The organism is Mesorhizobium sp. M0016 (assembly GCF_040324035.1).
GTDB lineage: Bacteria > Pseudomonadota > Alphaproteobacteria > Rhizobiales > Rhizobiaceae > Mesorhizobium.
This window is the reverse complement of the sequence record NZ_JAMYVM010000018.1, coordinates 102,502-121,394: the sequence shown is the minus strand read 5'-3', so window position 1 is coordinate 121,394 and position 18,893 is coordinate 102,502. Positions and strand designations below refer to the sequence as shown.

Genomic DNA, 18,893 nt, shown 5'->3' with positions numbered 1-18,893 from the left:
AACTGCCGATCAGTTGCCGGGATAGGCCGTGCCGGTGCCCAGGAAACGCTTCGTCGTCTCGCGAGCGGCTTCCTCAGACTGCGCCTTGCGCGCCGCATCCTCGGCCTCGGCCCGGAACTGGGTCGCAAGCAGCGTCTGGATCTGCATCTGCTGCTTGGTCGAAAGCGCGATCAGCTGATTGGTAGCCTGGCTTGCCTCGAGGGCACCTGCCGCGCCCTGACTACGATTGACGAGATCGGTAAGCAGGTCGCCATCGGCCTGCACGTTCTCGACGATCTGCGACTGCGCGCTCATGGTCTGGCGGAACGCCTGCATGGCGCTCTGCCAGCGCTCGCGCGCAGCGCTCGCCACATCGCTGACCTTGATGGTGGCGTCGTAGCTTTCCGGATATTGCTGGCGCCACTGGTCCTGCAGCTTGTCGAGATCGAAGCTCAGGCCGCTCGCCTGGGTCATCAGACCGTCAATCCGTTGGAGCGAGCCGGTAAGCTGGCCCACGGAAGAGAAATCCAGGCGCTGAAGGTTGCGCGCCATGTTCTGCAGCATGGTCGCCTGATTCTGAAGCGACTGGATTTGGTTGTTGATCTGCTCCAATGCGCGTGCTGCCGACAGCACATTTTGCGTATAGTTGGACGGGTCAAACACGATCAGCGCATAGGCCGGCTGGACGTAGTCAGCCATCGGTTTGGCGATCAGGGAAACGGTGACCAGGCTAGTAAAAAGGCGGCGTCCGATCATGACGATTGCTCCTTGTTAGGTTGAGGAAATTGCTGGAGAAGCTCGGCAGCCCACTGAAGGCCGCGCGCATTGAAGAAACGGGCGGCAAAGCTGCCCTGCCCTTCTTCGGAAAGAACATTGTCGATCAAGGTCTGCGCGGCCGGGTCGGAGGCGCCGCAAAGCGCAAGAGCGATCGGGCCGAGTCCGAGCTCGAAAAGCCGGTTGCCGCGGCGCGACTGAAGATAGTAGTGGCGCTTCGGCGTGGCGCGGGCGACCAATTCGATCTGTCGCTCATTAAGACCGAAGCGCTCATAGGCTGCCCGTGCGTGCGGCTCCACCGCACGATCATTGGGGAGAAAAATGCGCTGCGGGCAGCTCTCGATGATTGCGGGTGCGATAGAAGAGCCGGCGATGTCGGCAAGCGACTGCGTAGCGAAGATCACCGACACATTCTTCTTGCGCAGCACCTTCAGCCATTCGCGGATGCGGGCGGCAAAGAGCGGGTGGTCGAGATAGACCCAGGCCTCGTCGAGCATGAGCAGCGTCGGCCGCCCGTCAAATCGGTCCTCGAGGCGGTGGAACAGATAAGTGAGCACCGGCAGCACAGCGCCTCGGCTGTGCATCAGTTCCTCGGTCTCGAAACACTGCACATCCGAGATGGCCAGCCGGTCGTCATCGGCATCGAGCAGCCGGCCGAACGGACCGTCGAGCGTGTAGGGCATCAACGCCGATTTGAGCGCATTGGACTGAAGCAGGACCGACAGGCCAGTCAGCGTGCGTTCCTGCGCCGGCGCGGTGGCGAGACTGGTGAGCGCCGACCAGATTGCCTCCTTCACCTCCGGGGTGACGGTGACATTCTCGTGGGCAATGAGGCCGGCGATCCATTCGGCCGCCCAGCTCTGTGTGGCCTGGTCGTCGATGTGGCGCAGCGGCTGGAAAGCAAGCCCACCATTCGCACCCAACGCATGGTGGTCGCCGCCCATGGCAAGCGCGGCGGCGCGGGCCGAATTGCCTTTGTCGAAGACATAGATTTGCGCGCCAGCGTAGCGCCGGAACTGCAAAGCGATCAGGGCAAGCAGAACCGACTTGCCGGCACCGGTCGGCCCGACAATCAGCATGTGGCCGACATCGCCGATATGGGTCGAAAGCCGAAACGGCGTCGAGCCGCCGGTTTCGGCGAAAAGAAGCGGCGGAGCGTAATCGCCGGTGACCTCGGCAAGATGCTCGTTCTCCGCTGGACCTGCCCACACGGACGACAGCGGCATGAGATGGGCAAGGTTAAGCGTGTGAACGAGCGGCTGGCGAACGTTGGCGTAGACATGACCCGGCAATGAACCAAGCCACGCTTCGACGGCATTGATGCTTTCGCGAATGGTGGTGAAGCCGAGCCCGTTGACGATCCGCTCGACGGCGCGAAGCTTTTCCGCGGCGGCTTTACGGTTCTGATCCCACACCGTCACCGTCGTGGTGAGATAGCCGAAGCCGACGTGATCGCCGCCCAATGCCTGCAGTGCTGCATCGGCATCGAACGCCTTGTTGTCGGCGTCGCTGTCGACGAGAGGCACAGGTTCGTTGGTCACCACCTCGCGCAGAATAGCCGCGACCGACTTTCGCTTGGCAAACCACTGCCGGCGCAACCGCGTCAACGTCTTGGTGGCTTCGAGTTTGTTGAGAGGGATGAAGCGCGTCACCCAGCGGTAGGCGAAATCCTGGTGATTGAGGGCATCGAGGATTCCGGGCCGGGTCACGTTCGGAAAACCGAGGATTGTGAGCGTGCGCAGATGCTGGTCACCCAGCATCGGCTCTAGGCCGCCGGTCAGCGGCGCGTCAACCAGGACGCCGTCGAGATACATTGGCGTTTCAGGCACGGCGACCGGATGGCGGCGGGTCGAGATCGTGCCGTGCAGATAAGTCAGCGTCTCGGCGTCATCCATCGCACGTACTTCAGGAATGAAGCCCGACAGAAGATCGAGAACCCGGTCAGTCTCATCGCCAAACCACGCCAGTTCCTCGCGCCAGTTTCTCGCGGCTCCCGAATGATGCGACTCGACCAAGGCGCTTTCCGCCCGCGCCTGGCCATCCGGTGGCGGCATGAAGACCAAGGTCAGATGATAGACGCTCTCGAAATGCGCGACCTTGCCCTCGAAGGCGCCGCGCCGTTCCTCGTCGACAAGCCAAGAGGCGGCGTCGGGAAACATCGAGCTCGGATAGCCCAGCGCCACAACTCGCTCGGCCTCGAAGAACAGCGCCCAGCCAGAGCCCAACCTCCTCAGCGCATTGTTTGCCCGGGCGCAAACGCCGATGAGCTCAGCTTCCGTCGCGCTTTCAAGGTCTGGGCCACGAAACCGCAACGTCCGCTGAAAACTGCCGTCCTTGTTGAGCACGATCCCAGGCGCAACCAGTGCTGCCCAGGGAAGATGGTCGGCAAGCCGGTCGGCTTTGCCGCGGTATTCGGAAATATTCAGCATTCGAGCCAGCCCTTCTGGCGAACATGGCGGATAAGCACGCTGGCAAAGTCCGGGTCGCGCCGTGCGGCAAAAACCGCGAGCGTGTGTCCCGCCACCCAAACCACCAAACCGCTAATCCACTGCTGCAGGCCAAGGCCGACTGCCGCCGCCACCGTGCCGTTGAGGATCGCCACCGCCCGCGGCGCACCGCCGAGCAGGATCGGCTGAGTCAGAGCCCGGTGGACGGGCACCTCCAATCCTTCGGTATGCTGCTCTCCGACGGCCATCAGACGAGCGCCCCGCCACCAAAGGAGAAGAAGGAGAGAAAGAAGCTTGAGGCCGCGAAGGCGATCGACAGGCCAAAGACGATCTGGATGAGCCGGCGGAAACCGCCGGCCGTGTCGCCGAAGGCAAGGGTAAGGCCAGTGGTTATGATGATGATCACGGCAACGATCTTGGCCACCGGCCCCTGCACCGATTCCAGGATCTGCTGAAGCGGCTGTTCCCAAGGCATGCCGGAGCCGGCGGCGTGAGCCTGGGCGGTGAGAAGAAGTGCTGCTGCGGCGAACGAAAGAATGCGAAGTGCCTTGCGCATCAGATGACCTTTCAAAGCTGCTGGAGTTGCGGAAGGGTGAGCGGGGTGACGGCGTAATCGCCGCTGCCGTCGAGACCTGTGACCTCGGCGATCGCGTCAACGCGGCGCGCGGGTCCTCTTCCGGCAATAAAGATGACCAAGTCGACGGCATCGGCGATCAGCCGGCGGGGAACGGTGACAACGGCTTCCTGGGCGAGCTGCTCAATACGATAGAGTGCGGAGCGTGCCGAATTGGCGTGAACCGTGGCAATGCCGCCGGGATGTCCGGTGTTCCATGCCTTCAACATATCGAGGGCTTCCGCGCCTCTGACTTCGCCGACGATGATGCGGTCGGGCCTCAGCCGTAAGGTGGAGCGTATGAGATCGGCGAGTGTGACGGAGCCCCGCCTCGTCCTCATGGCAACGCAGTCCTTGGCCGCGCATTGCAGCTCGCGGGTGTCCTCAATCAGGATCACCCGCTCATCGCATTCGGCGACTTCTGCCAGTAGAGCATTGGCAAATGTCGTTTTGCCCGACGATGTGCCGCCGGCGACCAGGATGTTGCGCCGCTCGCGCACCGCCTTCCTCAGGGCATCAGCCTGCAGCGGGAGCATGACGCGATCCGCGACATAGTTGGCCAGCGTGTAGAGTTTTGCCGCCGGTTTGCGGATGGCGAAGCATGGCGCCAGCACGACTGGCGGTAGCAGACCCTCGAAGCGCTCGCCTGATGGCAATTCGGCACTGACAATCGGACTATCTGCATGCGCCTCGGCGCGTACATGGGAAGCGACGAGCCGGATGATGCGTTCCGCCTCGGAAGGATGCATATGCACGCCTGTATCGACCCGGCCTTCTCCCAAGCGGTCGAGCCTCAGCGTGCCGTCGGGATTGACCATCACCTCGATGACTTTCGAATCGGAAAGGGCCTCGGTGATCGCGGCGCCCATGGCTGTGCGCAGCATGGCTCGGCGGCGGTGATCCGCTGCGGGATGAGAGTTCATCCTTCGCCTCCGTTGCCCTTGCCGCAACCAAGAGAGCGCTTTCCGGAGGCTATCTGGCGACCGACCTGCTCGACGAATTTGTCAAAGCGCTCTTGGGCGATCGCCTGTGTCGCCCGATCCGGAATTGGCGTGTGGGCATGAAGCGTGATTGAAAAGCGGATTAAGAGCGCCAGGCTCTCCAGAGTTATTTCGGCGTCGCGCCTGACATGGTCGAGATCACGGGAAAGACGGTCCAGCCGCTTGCCGTAGCGCTCGTCGAGCTCGTTTTCGCCACGCCGTTCGATGAAGGCCTCGACCGCTTTCGCGACGATCGCCGATTTCGTGGCCGACGGGTTGCGGCTGAGGGTTTCCAGCTTCTCGCTCAATTCGGGTTCGAGCAGAAACTGGTGGCGAATGCGATGGGGCTTCATGCGTCTCGTTCCGACTGGCCGGCGCTGATGCGCCGGCGGTGCGGACGAACATCGCCGAGATCCGCAAAATCGCTTATGGGCGTTATCTACGCCGAGATACGCCTCAGTTGCGGAAGGCGTTCAGAAGCCGGGGATGATGTCCTTGTCGTCGCCCCTTCCCTCGTTGAGGCCGTAGGCGCTCGCCGCGGTAGAAACCCGGTCCATGACGCGCTTGTCTGCGAGTGCCTCGGCGTCATCGTCGGACAGATTGAACAGGTCGTCCTGATCAGGCTCCCGAGAGACGACGACGTGTTCTTCAGGCAGGCCCGGATGACGCTGCTGTTGCACGCCGCCCTCTTCTTGGATTGACGCGCCGGCGTTTTCGTCATCGGCAGCGAGACGGCGGTCAACACTGCGGATTTGTCCGCTCCAATCGTCGGGGCGCGACGGAGGACAGTCCGCGAACAGACCCTCCCGCAACACCGGCGCCGGCAGCACCCGTCCGGTGAAATTCGGATCCTGGTAATAGCGCAACTTCTGGGCGCGAATCGGCGGCAACCCCGAAACAAGGATTAATTCGTCAGCTTGCGGCAACTGCATCACTTCGCCAGGCGTCAGCAGCGGGCGAGCGGTCTCCTGGCGACTGACCATGACGTGCGAAAGCCAGGGCGCCAGCCGGTGGCCGGCGTAGTTGCGCATGGTCCTGAGTTCCGTCGCCGTACCGAGCGCATCCGAGATGCGTTTGGCCGTGCGCTCGTCGTTGGAGGAAAAGGCAATGCGCACATGGCAATTGTCGAGAATGGCGTTGTTCTCGCCATAGGCTTTGGAGATCTGGTTCAAGGATTGCGCGATCAGATAGGCGCGGATGCCGAAACCCGCCATGAAGGCGAGCGCGGTCTCGAAGAAGTCGAGGCGACCAAGAGCCGGAAATTCGTCCAGCATCATGAGCAGTTGGTACTTACGGCTTTTCTTCGGGTCACCTTCCAGTCGCTCCGTCAGACGCCTGCCGATCTGATTGAGCACCAGTCGCACCAGTGGCTTGGTGCGCGAGATATCCGATGGCGGCACCACTAGATAGAGCGACATCGGTCGTTCCGCATCCATGAGGTCGGCAATGCGCCAGTCGCAGGCCGATGTTGCCGAGGCAACCGTCGGATCACGATAGAGCCCGAGAAACGACATTGCGGTCGAGAGAACGCCAGAACGCTCGTTCTCTGACTTGTTCAGCACCTCGCGAGCCGCCGAGGCCACGACGGGATGGACCCGAGGTGTGTCCGCCGTGCCGAGGTGGTTGGTGGTCATCATCCGCAGCAGTGTCGCGGCAAACGAGCGTTGCGGATCCGACAGGAAAGTGGCGACGCGCGCGAGCGTCTTTTCTTCTTCCGCGTAGAGCACGTGCAAGATGGCCCCGACCAAGAGTGAATGACTAGTCTTCTCCCAATGATTCCGCCGCTCCAGCGCGCCTTCCGGATCGATGAGAATGTCAGCGATGTTCTGAACGTCGCGGATCTCATCTGAACCCCTACGCACTTCCAGCAGCGGGTTATAGCGCGCCGATCTCGAGTCGGTCGGATTGAACAGGAGGCAGAAAGAGAACTTCGACCGCCAGCCGGAAGTCAGCTGCCAATTCTCGCCTTTGATGTCGTGAATGACGGCCGAGCCGGTCCAGGAAAGAAGCGTTGGAACGACCAATCCCACGCCCTTGCCCGAACGTGTCGGCGCAAAGGCCATGACATGTTCCGGCCCGTCATGTCGCAGATAGTGATCCTTCAGTTTGCCAAGGAAAACGCCGGCCGGCTCAAACAGGCCTGCCTTCTCGATTTCCCGAGCCGCGGCCCATCGTGAGGAACCGTAGGTGGTGACCAACCCCCTCTGCCGCGCGCGCCAGAGGGAGCCAGCTATTGCGGCCGAACACCCCAGGAATCCGCTGGCTCCGGCAAGCATGCCGGCCTTGTCGAAGACCTCAGGCGCATAGGCGTCGAATTGAAACCACCATTCGAACAGTTTCCACGGCTTGTAGATGGGCCGGGCCGCCGCGGCAAACCATGGCGCGCCAAGCTGCGGCTGATAGTCCAGCATGTGGGCGCACCATTGCGTTGCCGCCCATACGCCAACGATGACGATGGCGAACACAACTACGATCTGGCCGACAAGGAGCTTCGTCGGTGTCACGGGCACAGCCTCCACTGTTTGGTAGTAGATGGAAGCAGCATGACGTGACGTTTCAGAATATCGAAGATACCCAATATACGCGCCCGTGCGATGCAGTGAACGTTGCAGGCTTGGAAGACTGGGGCGCCAAGAAGTGTCATCGCGAAGGGCGACGAGCGAATGACTTGTATTAGGCCGCAAGCGGACTGTCCGGTTATAGGACGTGCCCAGCCGATAGATGCCATTCGGCAGGCGACCCCATCGATCTATCGACGACAGCCTTTGGGGAAATCAGCCGTTCGGGCAGGCCCGTTAATGCTCAACGCCGCTGTTTCGCTACGGGTGGCCGGTTGGAATTCAAAGCTGAAGCCATTCATCACGCGCCGCGCTTCCTGTCCGCTTGTGAAACATGCGCATCCTTTGTAGATCGAGAGCACAGCGTAATGATCTGGTGACTCCAACTGCTGTTAATTAACAATTCCGCCTCGCAATTTCCTCCTGAGGTGGGGAGCGGCCTGCTGCTGGACCACGCGGAGCCTTCGAGACGCCGGGAGGAGAACCGTGCTGAGAAGCGATGATGGGGGAAAGGGTGTCGACCTATTTTACGGATCGGGAATACGGAGCACGTCCCGCAACCATTGACGTTATTGATGCGCGTCTGTGGGCTGGCCTTTACAGCTTGATTCAGACGAGGATCGGCGACGGCTCGTTTGGCCTGCGCTTTCCAGAACAGTGTCCCGACGGCAACGGTCCGTACGGATGTGATGCTCAGGCCTTCAGCCGGGTGCTGGGCGCCGAGGTGCCGTGGATTCTGTGGCCGCTGTCCGCAAACGAAGTGCCCGATACGCCGGTGATCCTCGATCTGCTCGAGTTTTGCGCCAGCGCCGTGGGCGAACCGATCAAGGGCAGTTATCACTCCTACTTCGGCCACCATCACTTGAGCTGGAACCGCGATGCTGGCCTCACGCGATTTGTGGCGGACGTGAATCTCCTGTTTCGTCGCAACGCGGTCGCTTATGAGCTAACACCGATCGGGCAGGCTCGCCGCCTCCTCCCCCAGCCGATCGCCAATGCGCTCGGTTGGGCGATGTTTCAGACGGGCGATGCGGAAACCGACCGGCTGCTCGAAGCCGCTTGGCTCGGCTGGCGCTGAAATTCGCTGCGGCCCGCGATGACATCATCCGGCACATGGATCAACATCCCGGCGACTGGTCGGTGGAAGACCTTTTTGGAAAGATCGGGGCCTTCGATCATCGCTAAGGGCGAGAAATTACGGGTGCGGTTGCCCTACGGAGAAGGCAATCGCAAGTGGCTGCGCAATGAACGCCGGCATCGCCCGGAATGGATCGAGGAGCTGCGTTGCTGGGAGTTGCCGAAAGCCCGGCTAAATGATTTCGTCGATCGCGCGCTTGTACGCTACCGCAGCGTTTACATTATTCAGCCGTACCGCGAGCAGGAGAAATGTTCCCCTGCTTGCCTCAACGCAACTGGGCACGATTGCGAATGTTCCTGCATGGGCGAGAACCATGGTGCTGGCAATGACGGCAGCTGGTTTGAAGTATCCGAGACATTCGCAACGCGATGGGGTGGGCCTGAGCTGGCGTGTCGGCTTCTAACGGCCAAAAGTTGCGCGTCAGCAGGGGTAGTGTGCTGAGAGTTCTGCAAATTCGCTGAGAGGGGCGGTAATGGCAGGCTGGTGATTGTTCACGTCACCTGATTCCCGCGAAGGAACGCCACCACGATCAAGACTGAAGTTAAGACCGCCAGCGCTGCCGTCAAAGACATTCTGCTTTCGAACCCGGAGGGGCTGCACGAAGTGATCCGTGCGGTAATGCAGGAGGTGCTCGAAGCCGAGATGGACGAGGCGCTGGGTGCCTCGAAGAGCGAGCGCACGCCCGAACGGCTTGGCTATCGCTCCGGCTATGCCGCATGGCTTGCCAAATGGTCGGCCCGCTATCCGCGCCTGACAGGCTGGCCGAGGATGCCATCGAACAAACAGGCTGCCGAGACAGCACCACAAGCATCTCAAATCCACCAACATGCTGGAGCGGCTCAACGAGGAAATCCGCCGGCGCACCTATGTCGTGCGCATCTTCCCCAACACCGAAAGCTGCCTGCGCCTGGGCAAGCGACACCTAGAGTCTGGTTTCTACCCACAGCGGACACAAGAACTCGCGACCTTCGGGGAGAGGAAGCTTGGTTTTTAAAAATTCTTTAATGCCGCAGGACACGTAGTAAGTTCATTTACCTGCTTTCGTGTAATGTTCGGTGTGTTAATAGTTAACTTTTTCCTCTGAAGATTTAATACGGATATCTGCCCATGTTTATTGGTAGATTTCGTTCCAATGTACTTTATATCTACGCCCGCTCTCATTAGAGAAAACGCCACCTTTTTTAGATCTGCAATGCGCGTATTTGGTCCGCAGATTAAGGCGTTTGACAAAGTTTTCGTATGTTCTAGACCGACATAGTCAAGTTTAGTGTACTCGATCGAATTCTTCTCAAAGGCGTCTATTACTCTCTTTCTATCGGCAGGCTTTTCGTAGTAGGCGACTAGCTTATCACCAGTGTCCGGCCTTGCATCTTCTGGCGGCGGCTGGGAGGCTTCGGTAGCCGCGTCGCCGTAGGTAACCGTAGAAACAAACGGAGGGTCGTCTCCGACATAGGTGAGGACTACAGCAGGCCTTTCCTTCTTGATGTGACGTTCCTTGCCTAAGGTCCAGGTCAGAACCCACTTGTTGTCCAAAATGGGTATTGCCTCCGTTTTAGGGAGTTTTGAGGTTTGCGCGATGATGGCATTCACCTGGCCTTCCACCGACTGCGGGTCAACCTGACTCCACTTTCCTATGTAGTTGTCGGGGTCAATCTCGCTGGTATCGATCCTCGGCTTGCCCGTTTCATCGTATAAGATCTTCCCCTTAGCATCCCGTGCCCATGTCGTGTTTGACAAGCAGTCGACGTCGCGAGCCGAAATACATTGCGCGATTTCATATGCGTCATTGGCTTCCGGAGAATACGCCTTCAGCTTTTCAGTTCCTCCTTGGACAAGCACTGCGCCCGCTGACTTCAGGAATCCGTCTTTGATGGCTTGCTCGTCACCACCGGCAGCGGCAACTGCGACACCACCTGCGGCGCCGGCCATGGCAGCCTTCTTAATGATCTCGCCGGCGGTACCGGTCGGCATCTGCCCGATTGATGAGCCAGTCTGGGAGGTTACTGCAGCCAACAGTCCGGCGCGTAGTGCCATGTCAGCGTTGCCCGTTTGGCGATAGGTCGACCAGGCGGCATATGCGGCGGCACCGGCGGGCCCGCCGTAAGCGGCTGCCGCTGTGGCGGCAGCGGCACTGATCACCTTGCTCTCTTGGGTTGCTTTAGCGAAGTTCTCTTCGCCGGACTTGAGCGGGTCCATGCCGAGCCCCCACATGGCGTCGACAACTTTTCCGTCTTCAAATCGCTTAGCAGCTTTATTTAGGGCTTCGAAATCAGCCTTGGTTTGATTTTCTACAAAGTGCTTCGTCGCCTCGCCGGCATCAACAGCATCATCAAAACTGCGCTTTCCCTGCTCACCGACGTCGCGCCACGCCTTGACATAAGTCGCGGCCACGTCGCCTGCTGCTTTGTGGGTCGTGGTGATAGCATCCTCGCCGGCCTGTTGAACCGTCGCAAAGACGTCTCCATTGGCTTGCTGCAATGTCCGGACCGTGTCGCCGGCAGCTTTTTGGATGGTCGTCAGCGTGTCGCCTCCGAGCTGCTGGACTGTGCGCGTTGCGTCCTCGCCGAGCTCGTCGACTTTCTCTTGGATCGACGGAGGCAACGGAACTGGCGAATCCGGAACCAGCGAGCCAGGCTTCGTGGTCCCAGGAATGGGGACCGGGATAACGCAGCCAATTCGCGGCACGCATCCGCAGGCGCCAAAGACGCAACGTTCGTCGTTACAGTCCGGACAACTAGCAGCCGCTGGTGCTGCGAATAACACCGGCAGGAGAGTGATGAACACGACCCAAAAGCGGCAAGCAGACCACATAAGCGATCTCCCTATTTATCATTTGCGCTTGAGCATACGGTGTTAACGGCTCTGGAAACTCCATAATGTCCTGAAAGAAATCCAAGCGCAATAGAGGCACAATTTTTATCACCTTCGTTTGAGTCGAGATCTCTGTAATTTCCGCGTGGTCCCGAGATACATCCCAGGCGAATAGAGAGATGGGTAAAAGTGGGGAAGGCGCAGACGCTCGCCCGTTTTCTTGTAGATCTCCTGCTAGTGCGCCTAGACGTCCATTTTGCTTGATCTGCGGTTGGAGGCGTTATGGAACGTGACAGGCTGTCTGCTCTAGCTCCCGCGCCAGGAGCATGGATCATTCTGGGCAACAAACCGGTCCGGGCGGTAGACGCCTTATTGACGGCTCGCGCCTTGTACAGCCTACCGACGCCTTCGATGGGACACGCCAACAGGGGTCACGTGTTAGGCTAGGGCGGAGGCGTTGCGACAGCAACGGGCTGCAATCGGCGCGGAAACGATTGCTTGTGGCGCAACCGCGACCTCCAGCGTGGTCGCCAACAATGTCTTCTGTGGATGGCTCCCGCGATGCAAGAGGTAATTCGACATTATGGCGCGTTGGTCGGGTGCAGTCTTCTGTCCGGCCTGTTGATGCAGCCATTCGAGACTGCTGGCCCTGATGGGGTCGGCGAACTGGGTCCCAATCTGCTTATCAGGCTATGATGCCTCGGACATTCGACGGGTTGTCCCTGTTCCCGGCCTGACCGGTCTCGCCATCACATCGCGTCGCTCTCACAACCTCATTGAGCCGATCGATCGGCTCGAACTGTTCTCTGCCCTTAAAATTTCATCCTCTTCGAACCTTACGCCGCAAGGCTCGCGGCATGGCGAGCTTGATAGGTTTCGCCGCGCGCCATGATCGCCCACACCACGCGGGCCATCTTGTTTGCCATGGCTACGCTTGCCACGCGCGCTGGCTTCCTGGCGAGCAACGCGAGGAGGCGCGGATCCGCTGTCTCCGGTTTGTATCTCGCCCGACGAATCAACGATGTAGCGCCGACGACCAGGAGCTTTCTCAGATACGGTCGCCCTTCTTGGTGATGCGGCCGAGCCGATCTTTGCCGCCGCTCGAGTTTTGCGAAGGTGTCAGCCCAAGGCAGGCGGCGAACTCTCGACCCGAGCGGAACTGACCCGGATCGGCAACCGAGGCCGCCAACGCTGTAGCCCCTACCGGAGTACCGAAGATCGTCGACAAGCGTCGTGCGACGTCGTCGGTTCGTTGGAGGGCACTGATCGAACGGTCGATCGCCTGGAGACGAACATGGGTGTCGAGCACCTGCCCGCACAGAAGACCGAGAACCTGCGTTGCCATTGCCGGCACTTCCGGCGTCGCTTCCTTCGCGGCGATCTGGTGCGCCAGCCTGAGCGCCCGCTCCAAACCTTGGGGAATGTCGATGCCGAACTCAGCCAACAAGCCGCGGATCATGTTCACGAGTTGCCTGCGCTGCTTGACCAGAAGATTGCGTGTGAAGCGCATGGTCGGGCGTGTCACCGCTTCGCAGATCGCTTCCGCGTCCACCGCATCATTCTTGCCGCGCTTCACATAACTTGCGATCGGCGCAGTGCCTTGCGCACAACAACGTCTCCAGACGCGTCGACGGCGTGAACTTGAAAAATGCGCTTGGCCAGATCGAGGCCCACGGTGGTAATCTGCATGGCGGATGGCTCCTTTGCTCGGGTTGCCTGACAGCAAACCCACTGTGGCAAAGATGCCGGGAGCGGGAGCCATCCACCTCATCTGCTTTCAGACAGTGGTAACAGTCACCTCAATGGCCGACATGGGGCGCAAAGCAGTGGTTGGCGAAGTAAAAAGATCGGGAACTGTTCCTGTCGCGATAACGCCAGTGCCGGCCGATTGCCCCGATTGGAACAACGGGCCCTGTATTCGGCCGTACGCTGCTCAGACTTGAATTACTCGTCCGGCTTCTGCAGAACGGGCGACGAGGCATTGGTGGTTTCTTTAAATTTCCGGTGACGCGAAACGACTTCGTCGAACGACAGTGGCTTTTCATCGAACATACGGCGGCATGCCACGGTAGTCGGAGCGCAGGTCCGCAGTCGCATCTCGGACGGCAAGAGGGCAACCTTATCCACCAAGGGCACCACTTGCGTTGTTGGCGATGGCGACGAGCGTCGGCCGCATCCATGCAGGTGCCCGAGTGGCGCCAGCGACAAGTGCTTTCTTGTCGCTCACCGATAGCTGGCGCGCGGCCACCTGCGCAACGTCGTGCGCAAGCATTGGATCCAGGTGGCGCAGAGCGTGCACGACGGTGCCAACGGCGCTGCCCGGGGCGATCAGATGCTTCGGGGAGGCGTGACGCAGATCCACAACAACGCGACGGGAAGGCCATCGGCCAGGTAAGTGCTCCTGGCCGGAACTTGGGTGCAGAGGCCAAGCAGCTCGCAGCGCGAGCGCCCGCGATCTGCACCCGCGAGCCGATCTCGCGAGCGAGGGCCTGGGCGACGTTGTCAGGAGAGGGCGAGAGCAGGCCCAACCGAGGCGCGTTATTCCAAACGAGCAGGGACAACTTGCGGGAGTATTGCCGACTTCGACGTTGGATATTGCGGCGTGGGTCCATTTTGCATGTTGCCAACTGAATCACCGAGTGCCCGAGTTGCACGCGGCCAGTGGAATGAGCAAGCTGCGGCGTGTTCATGAATAGGGGGGGCCCGTATTTTGCCAATGCTCTAATCGATTATAGTTGTGAAGAGCAGTTTCGGCCGTTTACTTGCCCCACAAGTCCCCATAAAAGGAGACAGCATCGATTCGATGTTATCCCTTGTCTTTCGCGTACTCGCGGTCCGTGGCGCCGAGTGGACGATTGAGGACCGCCAGCCCGCTCACCAGCAGGTCTGCACTGGCGGCTTGGGGCCCGTTGGTAAGCCACAGGAGTAGGACAATGTCGAAGGATTCGGGCAAGGGCGAAAATCACGGCGGCGGCCCCGGGAAGATCGAGATCACGGTGGTGGTGAACGGCCAGCCCACACAGGTCGAAGCCAATCCCAACCAGCCGCTTCACGTCGTCCGCACCAAAGCGCTTGAAAATACGAAGAACGTCGCCCAACCGGCCGAGAATTGGGAATTCAAGGACGAGGCCGGCACCTTGCTCGACGTCGACAAAAAAGCTGGCGATTTCGGTTTCGCGACCACTGTGACCCTGTTCCTCAGCCTAAAGGCGGGCGTCGCAGGTGCCTGAACTCCAAACCGTGGACCCGGAGGTCTCCCGAGCGAAGTTCGATCGGCAGATCGGCTGGTTCCAAACACAAGCAGGTATTTACCGGGCTCAGGGTTGTTTCCTGATCGAGGCGAGCTTCCCGACGGCCTTCTTCATCTTCGTACCGCCGAAGATAAAGCCACAGATCATCGGTGCAGCTGTCGAGATCGACTTCTCCAATTACGACCTCCGACCTCCGTCGGTGGTCTTCGTAGACCCCTTTATACGCCGGCCGATTGCCCGGAAAGATTTGCTGCTCAGGATGCTGAGACGACCGCATCTACCCGGAACCCCACCGGATATGATTTTGGTCCTCATGCAGCAGAACGCTCCGTCGCTGTCGGACTTCATCCAGGCCAACAGTGCGGAACACACGCCATTCCTGTGCATGGCAGGCGTCCGGGAATACCACGACAATCCAGCCCATTCAGGTGATTCATGGCTTCTCCATCGGGGTTCTGGCGAGGGCTGTTTGGCCTTCATCCTGGACAAGATCATCAAGTACGGGACCGGTCCCGTGGAGCAGCTTCAGTATCAGTTCCAAATCTCAGTGGGAGCCATGATAGCACCCCTACCCGCCATTCCAGAATGACCGAGCTCAAGGATGTCGGGACAGTCGCTCTTCCCCGAGACTGTCTTTCAAGTGTCCAGGCGCACCTGCGCTCAGTTGGGCGACAGGGCCATGAGGGGATGGCGCTCTGGGTCGGCGTTCAGCAAGACCAACACTTTGGCGTAACAGAGACGGTTATCCCGGCACAGCGTCACATTCGGACGGGCGACGGCGTTTGCGTGATAGTTCCGGCCGAAGAACTACACCGGCTCAATGTCTGGCTCTACAAGAGCAGCCTTAAACTCTTCGCCCAGATCCATAGCCATCCGGGCCGAGCCTACCATTCGACGACCGACGACGCCTACGCGGTCGCTACCACAGTTGGGTGTCTGTCGCTGGTGGTGCCCAATTTCGCCCGCGAGCCTTTCGATCTTGCTCGGGTCGCCGCCTATCGACTTGACGCGAAGGCGAACTGGAATGAGTTCCCATCCGCGGCACTAAGGCGGATGATCACGATAACGGGTTGAACGATGGCACTCGCTAACTTCATTGACCGCGCCGCCACGGCAGCTTCTCAGGTGCTGGCCGACTTTCATCTATGCGACTTCAAAGCAGCCCTCGAAAAGCAGGTCGTGGCTGTGGCCTTCGACAGCCACGCCGCTTCGTGTGCCGAGGGCCAGGCGACGCTTGACCTTACGGTCAGGTTGCTTGCCAGACTGTATCCGGTTCTGGCCATACTCCCCCTGGATATGGCCGCGAGCTCTCAAGCACAAGCACTCGAGCGCTTGGCAAAGTCGATCAATCCAAAAATCAGCATCCGGCGTTCCGGCAAGTATGCGACGGTCTGTGTAGCTGCAGGCGCGGCGCACCCATCACTTCGGTGCCCGACGTTTTTCATGGGATCCCAGGGTTGGGCGGCAAAGCTGTCGCGTACGGACCCGGTGGGCTCTGGCTCGAGCTTGCTGCCTTATGGAGCCGGCGCCGCAAGCTGCTTTGCCGCCGCCAACGTCTTTCGAACCATCTTTGCTTCCCAGCTGACCGGCGCCGAGCTGGACGAGAACATCGACCTCTCTTTATGCACCTACAACAAGAGCAACGCCGGCGATTCCAGCCCCTTAAATTTCCCTGTCAACCTTGGCGAAACGCACCTCGTTGGGCTCGGCGCGATAGGCCATGGCTCGCTCTGGGCGCTGGCGAGGCAATCCGGTCTGTCGGGGCGCCTGCATGTAGTTGATCACGAAGCTATCGAACTCTCAAACCTGCAGCGCTACGTGTTGGCAGGTCAGGCGGAGGTCGGCCTCTCTAAGGCGGCCCTCGCAACCAACGCCCTTCGGTCCACCGCCCTTGAAGTCGAGGCGCACCCTATGAAGTGGGCAGAATATGTTGCGCGCCGGGGCGACTGGGTATTCGACCGAGTGGGTGTGGCGCTTGACACCGCCGCCGACCGTCTGGCTGTCCAAGGTGCTCTGCCCCGATGGATCGCGAACGCCTGGACTCAGGAGCAAGATCTAGGCATCTCGCGGCATGGTTTCGATGACAGCCAGGCTTGCCTTTGCTGCATGTACATGCCGACCGGGAAATCCAAGGACGAACACCAACTGGTCGCGGAGGAACTCGGAATGCCGGAAGCACACGATGAGGTAAAAACGCTCCTGCAGACTAATACAGGAGTCCCCAATGAGTTCGTAGCTCGGGTGGCTACGGCGATGGCTGTGCCGTTTGAGCCGCTCGCCGCGTTTGTTGGCCAGCCCCTCCGTTCATTTTATCAGCAGGCTATCTGCGGCGGTCTGGTGTTCCAGCTTAGCGATGGAAGTCGTCTCGTTCGAACCGTGGTTCCGATGGCCTTTCAATCAGCGCTTGCCGGGATCATGCTTGCCGCAGACCTGGTCAAGCATAGTGCGGGTTTTCCGATGAGTCCGACAACCAGCACTCGCGTGAACCTACTGCGCCCCCTTGGTTCTCACCTCCATGATCCGAAAGCCAAAGATTCCAGCGGCCGCTGCATCTGCAGCGATGAGGATTTCATCGCCGCCTACAGGCTGAAATACGGGCTGTGCCGTTGAACAGCTGAGCAACGGATCCGCCTAAGAAAGATCTGAAGTCTTCGTTACCGCGGACGGCGCGCTGTCAAGCGCTCACCGACGTTTTCGACCACGATCGAGTGCCTGATGAGAGCGCGGGGCGGATACTATGACACGCTCGGCCCGCTGCTTGCCAATGTCAGGCCCAGAACCCACGACAGAGATCCTTGAGCGACGCCTCGTCGTGTAACTTTTTTGTACTGTTATCTACGTTCGACCATATTCGTCGTCGAAGCGAACGATATCATCCTCGGCGAGATAATCGCCGCTCTGCACTTCAATGATCACCAGGTCAATTCTGCCTGGGTTCTCGAGCCGATGCTTATGGCCGCAGGGGATGTAAGTAGATTCGTTTGTCCCCAGGAACAACTCCTGCTCGCCATTGACGATCTTGGCGGAGCCGCTGACCACGACCCAGTGCTCCGAACGATGATAGTGCATCTGCAGGCTCAACTGGCGACCGGGCTTCACCTCGATGCGTTTGATCTTGAAGCGCTCGCCTTCCTCCAGAACCGTAAAGGTACCCCAGGGCCGGTGTACCGTGCTATGGACCAGATGGGCTTCATGTCCCGAAGCCTTGAGGCTCTCGAAGAGCTTCTTAACGTCCTGAACGCGGTCGCGGGATGTGACAAGCAAAGCGTCCGGGGAATCAACGATCATCAGGTCGCTTACGCCCACCGTGCCGATGACGCGCTTGTCGGAGCTCACATAGGTGCCGGTCGTGTCGACCATGTGCACATCGCCGCGTATCCTGTTCCCGCTTTCGTCGGGGGCGATTAAATCGGCCATTGCGTTCCAAGATCCGATGTCGTTCCAATCCATGTCGCAGGGAATCACGGCAAGTTTGTTAGTTTTCTCCATGACAGCGTGGTCGAGCGAGATCCGCGGCGCGGAACCGAAATGCTCAGGCGCGAGTTCGATTTTGGCAAAGCCTTGGCATTGACTGGCGCGGCCGTTCTCGTAGCTGTCGGCGACGGCCTGGAGCACCTCGGGACAATGCAAAACCATCTCGTCGAGCATGGTTTGCGCACTGAAGCAGAAGATGCCGGCGTTCCAGAAGAAGCGTTGAGACGCGACATAGGCTTTGGCTGTATCCAGATCCGGTTTTTCAACGAAACGGACGACGTTCTCACCATCTGCTTCGATGTAGCCGAATGCCGTGTCCGGTCTGGTTGGGGTGATGCCCAATGTGGCGATCCGCCCGAGCTTCGCATGTTCCATGGCCAGGCCCATGACGTCTAGAAACGCAGGCAGGTTGCTAATCAGGTGATCGGCCGGGAAAACGCACAGGATCGCGTCAGGGCCTTGCGTTGCCCTCGCATGGATCGCGGCTGCAGCCACGGCGGCGGCCGTATCCCGAGCTTCGGGCTCGAGCAGAAACGTGCGTGGCAGGACCACGGAATCCAATTCGTCAAATTCGTCCTTGGTCAGGAAGAGGTGTTCCCCGGATGTCACAGCGACGAGTTCCACGACACCTTCTATCGAAGCGGCGCGCAGCACAGTGTGCTGAATGAGAGAATATCCATCCGCTACTTTGAGGAAAGGTTTGGGGTGCGATTGCCTTGAGGCGGGCCATAGCCGCGATCCGGCTCCGCCGCTGATGATCACGGGAATCACTTTCATAACTAACCTCGATTTCGTCTCTGGAGTGATCGCCCGCGTTCTTTCGAGCGTCAGCGTCACGATCGCCGTCGCTCTGGCTTGTCTGCGGCCC

At 59.9% G+C, this 18,893-nt stretch carries 14 protein-coding genes and 4 pseudogenes; 7 read left to right on the top strand and 11 right to left on the bottom strand.

What is annotated here, in order from left to right; genetic code table 11:
* Window positions 1-9: 9 nt before the first annotated feature.
* From trbJ to NKJ88_RS23460, 7 genes are all read right to left on the bottom strand, one after another.
* The gene (gene trbJ / locus NKJ88_RS23490; protein WP_023669263.1) at window positions 10-735 is read right to left on the bottom strand and encodes a P-type conjugative transfer protein TrbJ; all 726 of its coding nucleotides are present in this window, start codon (window positions 733-735) and stop codon (window positions 10-12) included.
* Window positions 732-3,182: a conjugal transfer protein TrbE gene (gene trbE, locus NKJ88_RS23485; protein ID WP_352445727.1), complete on the bottom strand. Its 2,451-nt coding sequence runs from the start codon at window positions 3,180-3,182 to the stop codon at window positions 732-734. Before trbE ends, trbJ begins: the two co-directional genes overlap by 4 nt.
* Entirely contained in the window at window positions 3,176-3,448 is a 273-nt protein-coding gene (locus NKJ88_RS23480) for a VirB3 family type IV secretion system protein (RefSeq protein ID WP_023704093.1), read from the bottom strand. The genes trbE and NKJ88_RS23480 overlap by 7 nt, the downstream gene beginning before the upstream one ends.
* Window positions 3,448-3,756 carry a TrbC/VirB2 family type IV secretion system protein gene (locus NKJ88_RS23475; protein ID WP_352445725.1) on the bottom strand — a complete coding sequence of 103 codons (309 nt, stop codon included), beginning with the start codon at window positions 3,754-3,756 and terminating at the stop codon, window positions 3,448-3,450. The genes NKJ88_RS23480 and NKJ88_RS23475 overlap by 1 nt, the downstream gene beginning before the upstream one ends.
* A gap of 11 nt (window positions 3,757-3,767) precedes the next feature.
* Complete coding sequence (gene trbB, locus NKJ88_RS23470; RefSeq protein WP_352445723.1) at window positions 3,768-4,736, bottom strand: P-type conjugative transfer ATPase TrbB; 969 nt, start codon at window positions 4,734-4,736, stop codon at window positions 3,768-3,770.
* The gene (locus NKJ88_RS23465) at window positions 4,733-5,146 is read right to left on the bottom strand and encodes a CopG family transcriptional regulator (RefSeq protein ID WP_352445721.1); all 414 of its coding nucleotides are present in this window, start codon (window positions 5,144-5,146) and stop codon (window positions 4,733-4,735) included. The genes trbB and NKJ88_RS23465 overlap by 4 nt, the downstream gene beginning before the upstream one ends.
* A 120-nt stretch (window positions 5,147-5,266) precedes the next feature.
* Window positions 5,267-7,297, bottom strand: a complete 2,031-nt coding sequence (locus tag NKJ88_RS23460; protein WP_352445758.1) for a conjugal transfer protein TraG — start codon at window positions 7,295-7,297, stop codon at window positions 5,267-5,269.
* A 568-nt stretch (window positions 7,298-7,865) separates the two neighbouring features.
* On the opposite strand from NKJ88_RS23460, the pseudogene NKJ88_RS23455 reads away from it, so the two are divergent.
* The 3 genes and pseudogenes from NKJ88_RS23455 to NKJ88_RS23445 all read left to right on the top strand — a co-directional run.
* Window positions 7,866-8,411: pseudogene (locus NKJ88_RS23455) on the top strand (hypothetical protein); the annotation flags it as partial.
* A 36-nt stretch (window positions 8,412-8,447) separates the two neighbouring features.
* Entirely contained in the window at window positions 8,448-8,930 is a 483-nt protein-coding gene (locus NKJ88_RS23450; RefSeq protein WP_352445719.1) for a hypothetical protein, read from the top strand.
* Window positions 8,931-9,017: 87 nt separating this feature from the next.
* Window positions 9,018-9,399: pseudogene (locus NKJ88_RS23445) on the top strand (transposase); the annotation flags it as partial.
* Window positions 9,400-9,479: 80 nt separating this feature from the next.
* On the opposite strand, the gene NKJ88_RS23440 reads toward NKJ88_RS23445, so the two are convergent.
* From NKJ88_RS23440 to NKJ88_RS23430, 3 genes and pseudogenes are all read right to left on the bottom strand, one after another.
* The gene (locus NKJ88_RS23440) at window positions 9,480-11,090 is read right to left on the bottom strand and encodes a hypothetical protein (protein ID WP_352445717.1); all 1,611 of its coding nucleotides are present in this window, start codon (window positions 11,088-11,090) and stop codon (window positions 9,480-9,482) included.
* Between the two features lie 1,046 nt (window positions 11,091-12,136).
* Window positions 12,137-12,989 (bottom strand): annotated as a pseudogene (locus tag NKJ88_RS23435) (IS110 family RNA-guided transposase).
* A 430-nt stretch (window positions 12,990-13,419) separates the two neighbouring features.
* Window positions 13,420-13,834 (bottom strand): annotated as a pseudogene (locus NKJ88_RS23430) (DUF6088 family protein); the annotation flags it as partial.
* Window positions 13,835-14,233: 399 nt separating this feature from the next.
* Between NKJ88_RS23430 and NKJ88_RS23425 the strand changes: the two are divergent.
* The 4 genes from NKJ88_RS23425 to NKJ88_RS23410 all read left to right on the top strand — a co-directional run bounded on the left by NKJ88_RS23425 (window position 14,234) and on the right by NKJ88_RS23410 (window position 17,161).
* A complete protein-coding gene (locus NKJ88_RS23425; protein ID WP_352445715.1) occupies window positions 14,234-14,530 on the top strand; it encodes a DUF2604 domain-containing protein in 297 nt (98 codons plus the stop codon).
* The gene (locus tag NKJ88_RS23420) at window positions 14,523-15,140 is read left to right on the top strand and encodes a putative metal-binding protein (protein ID WP_352445713.1); all 618 of its coding nucleotides are present in this window, start codon (window positions 14,523-14,525) and stop codon (window positions 15,138-15,140) included. Before NKJ88_RS23425 ends, NKJ88_RS23420 begins: the two co-directional genes overlap by 8 nt.
* A 98-nt stretch (window positions 15,141-15,238) precedes the next feature.
* Window positions 15,239-15,625, top strand: a complete 387-nt coding sequence (locus NKJ88_RS23415; protein ID WP_352445711.1) for a hypothetical protein — start codon at window positions 15,239-15,241, stop codon at window positions 15,623-15,625.
* Between the two features lie 3 nt (window positions 15,626-15,628).
* Window positions 15,629-17,161: an E2 ligase fold family C protein gene (locus NKJ88_RS23410; RefSeq protein WP_352445710.1), complete on the top strand. Its 1,533-nt coding sequence runs from the start codon at window positions 15,629-15,631 to the stop codon at window positions 17,159-17,161.
* 225 nt (window positions 17,162-17,386) lie between these two features.
* Here NKJ88_RS23410 and NKJ88_RS23405 read toward each other — a convergent pair whose 3' ends face one another.
* Entirely contained in the window at window positions 17,387-18,802 is a 1,416-nt protein-coding gene (locus NKJ88_RS23405; protein ID WP_352445756.1) for a mannose-1-phosphate guanylyltransferase/mannose-6-phosphate isomerase, read from the bottom strand.
* Window positions 18,803-18,893: the final 91 nt, after the last annotated feature.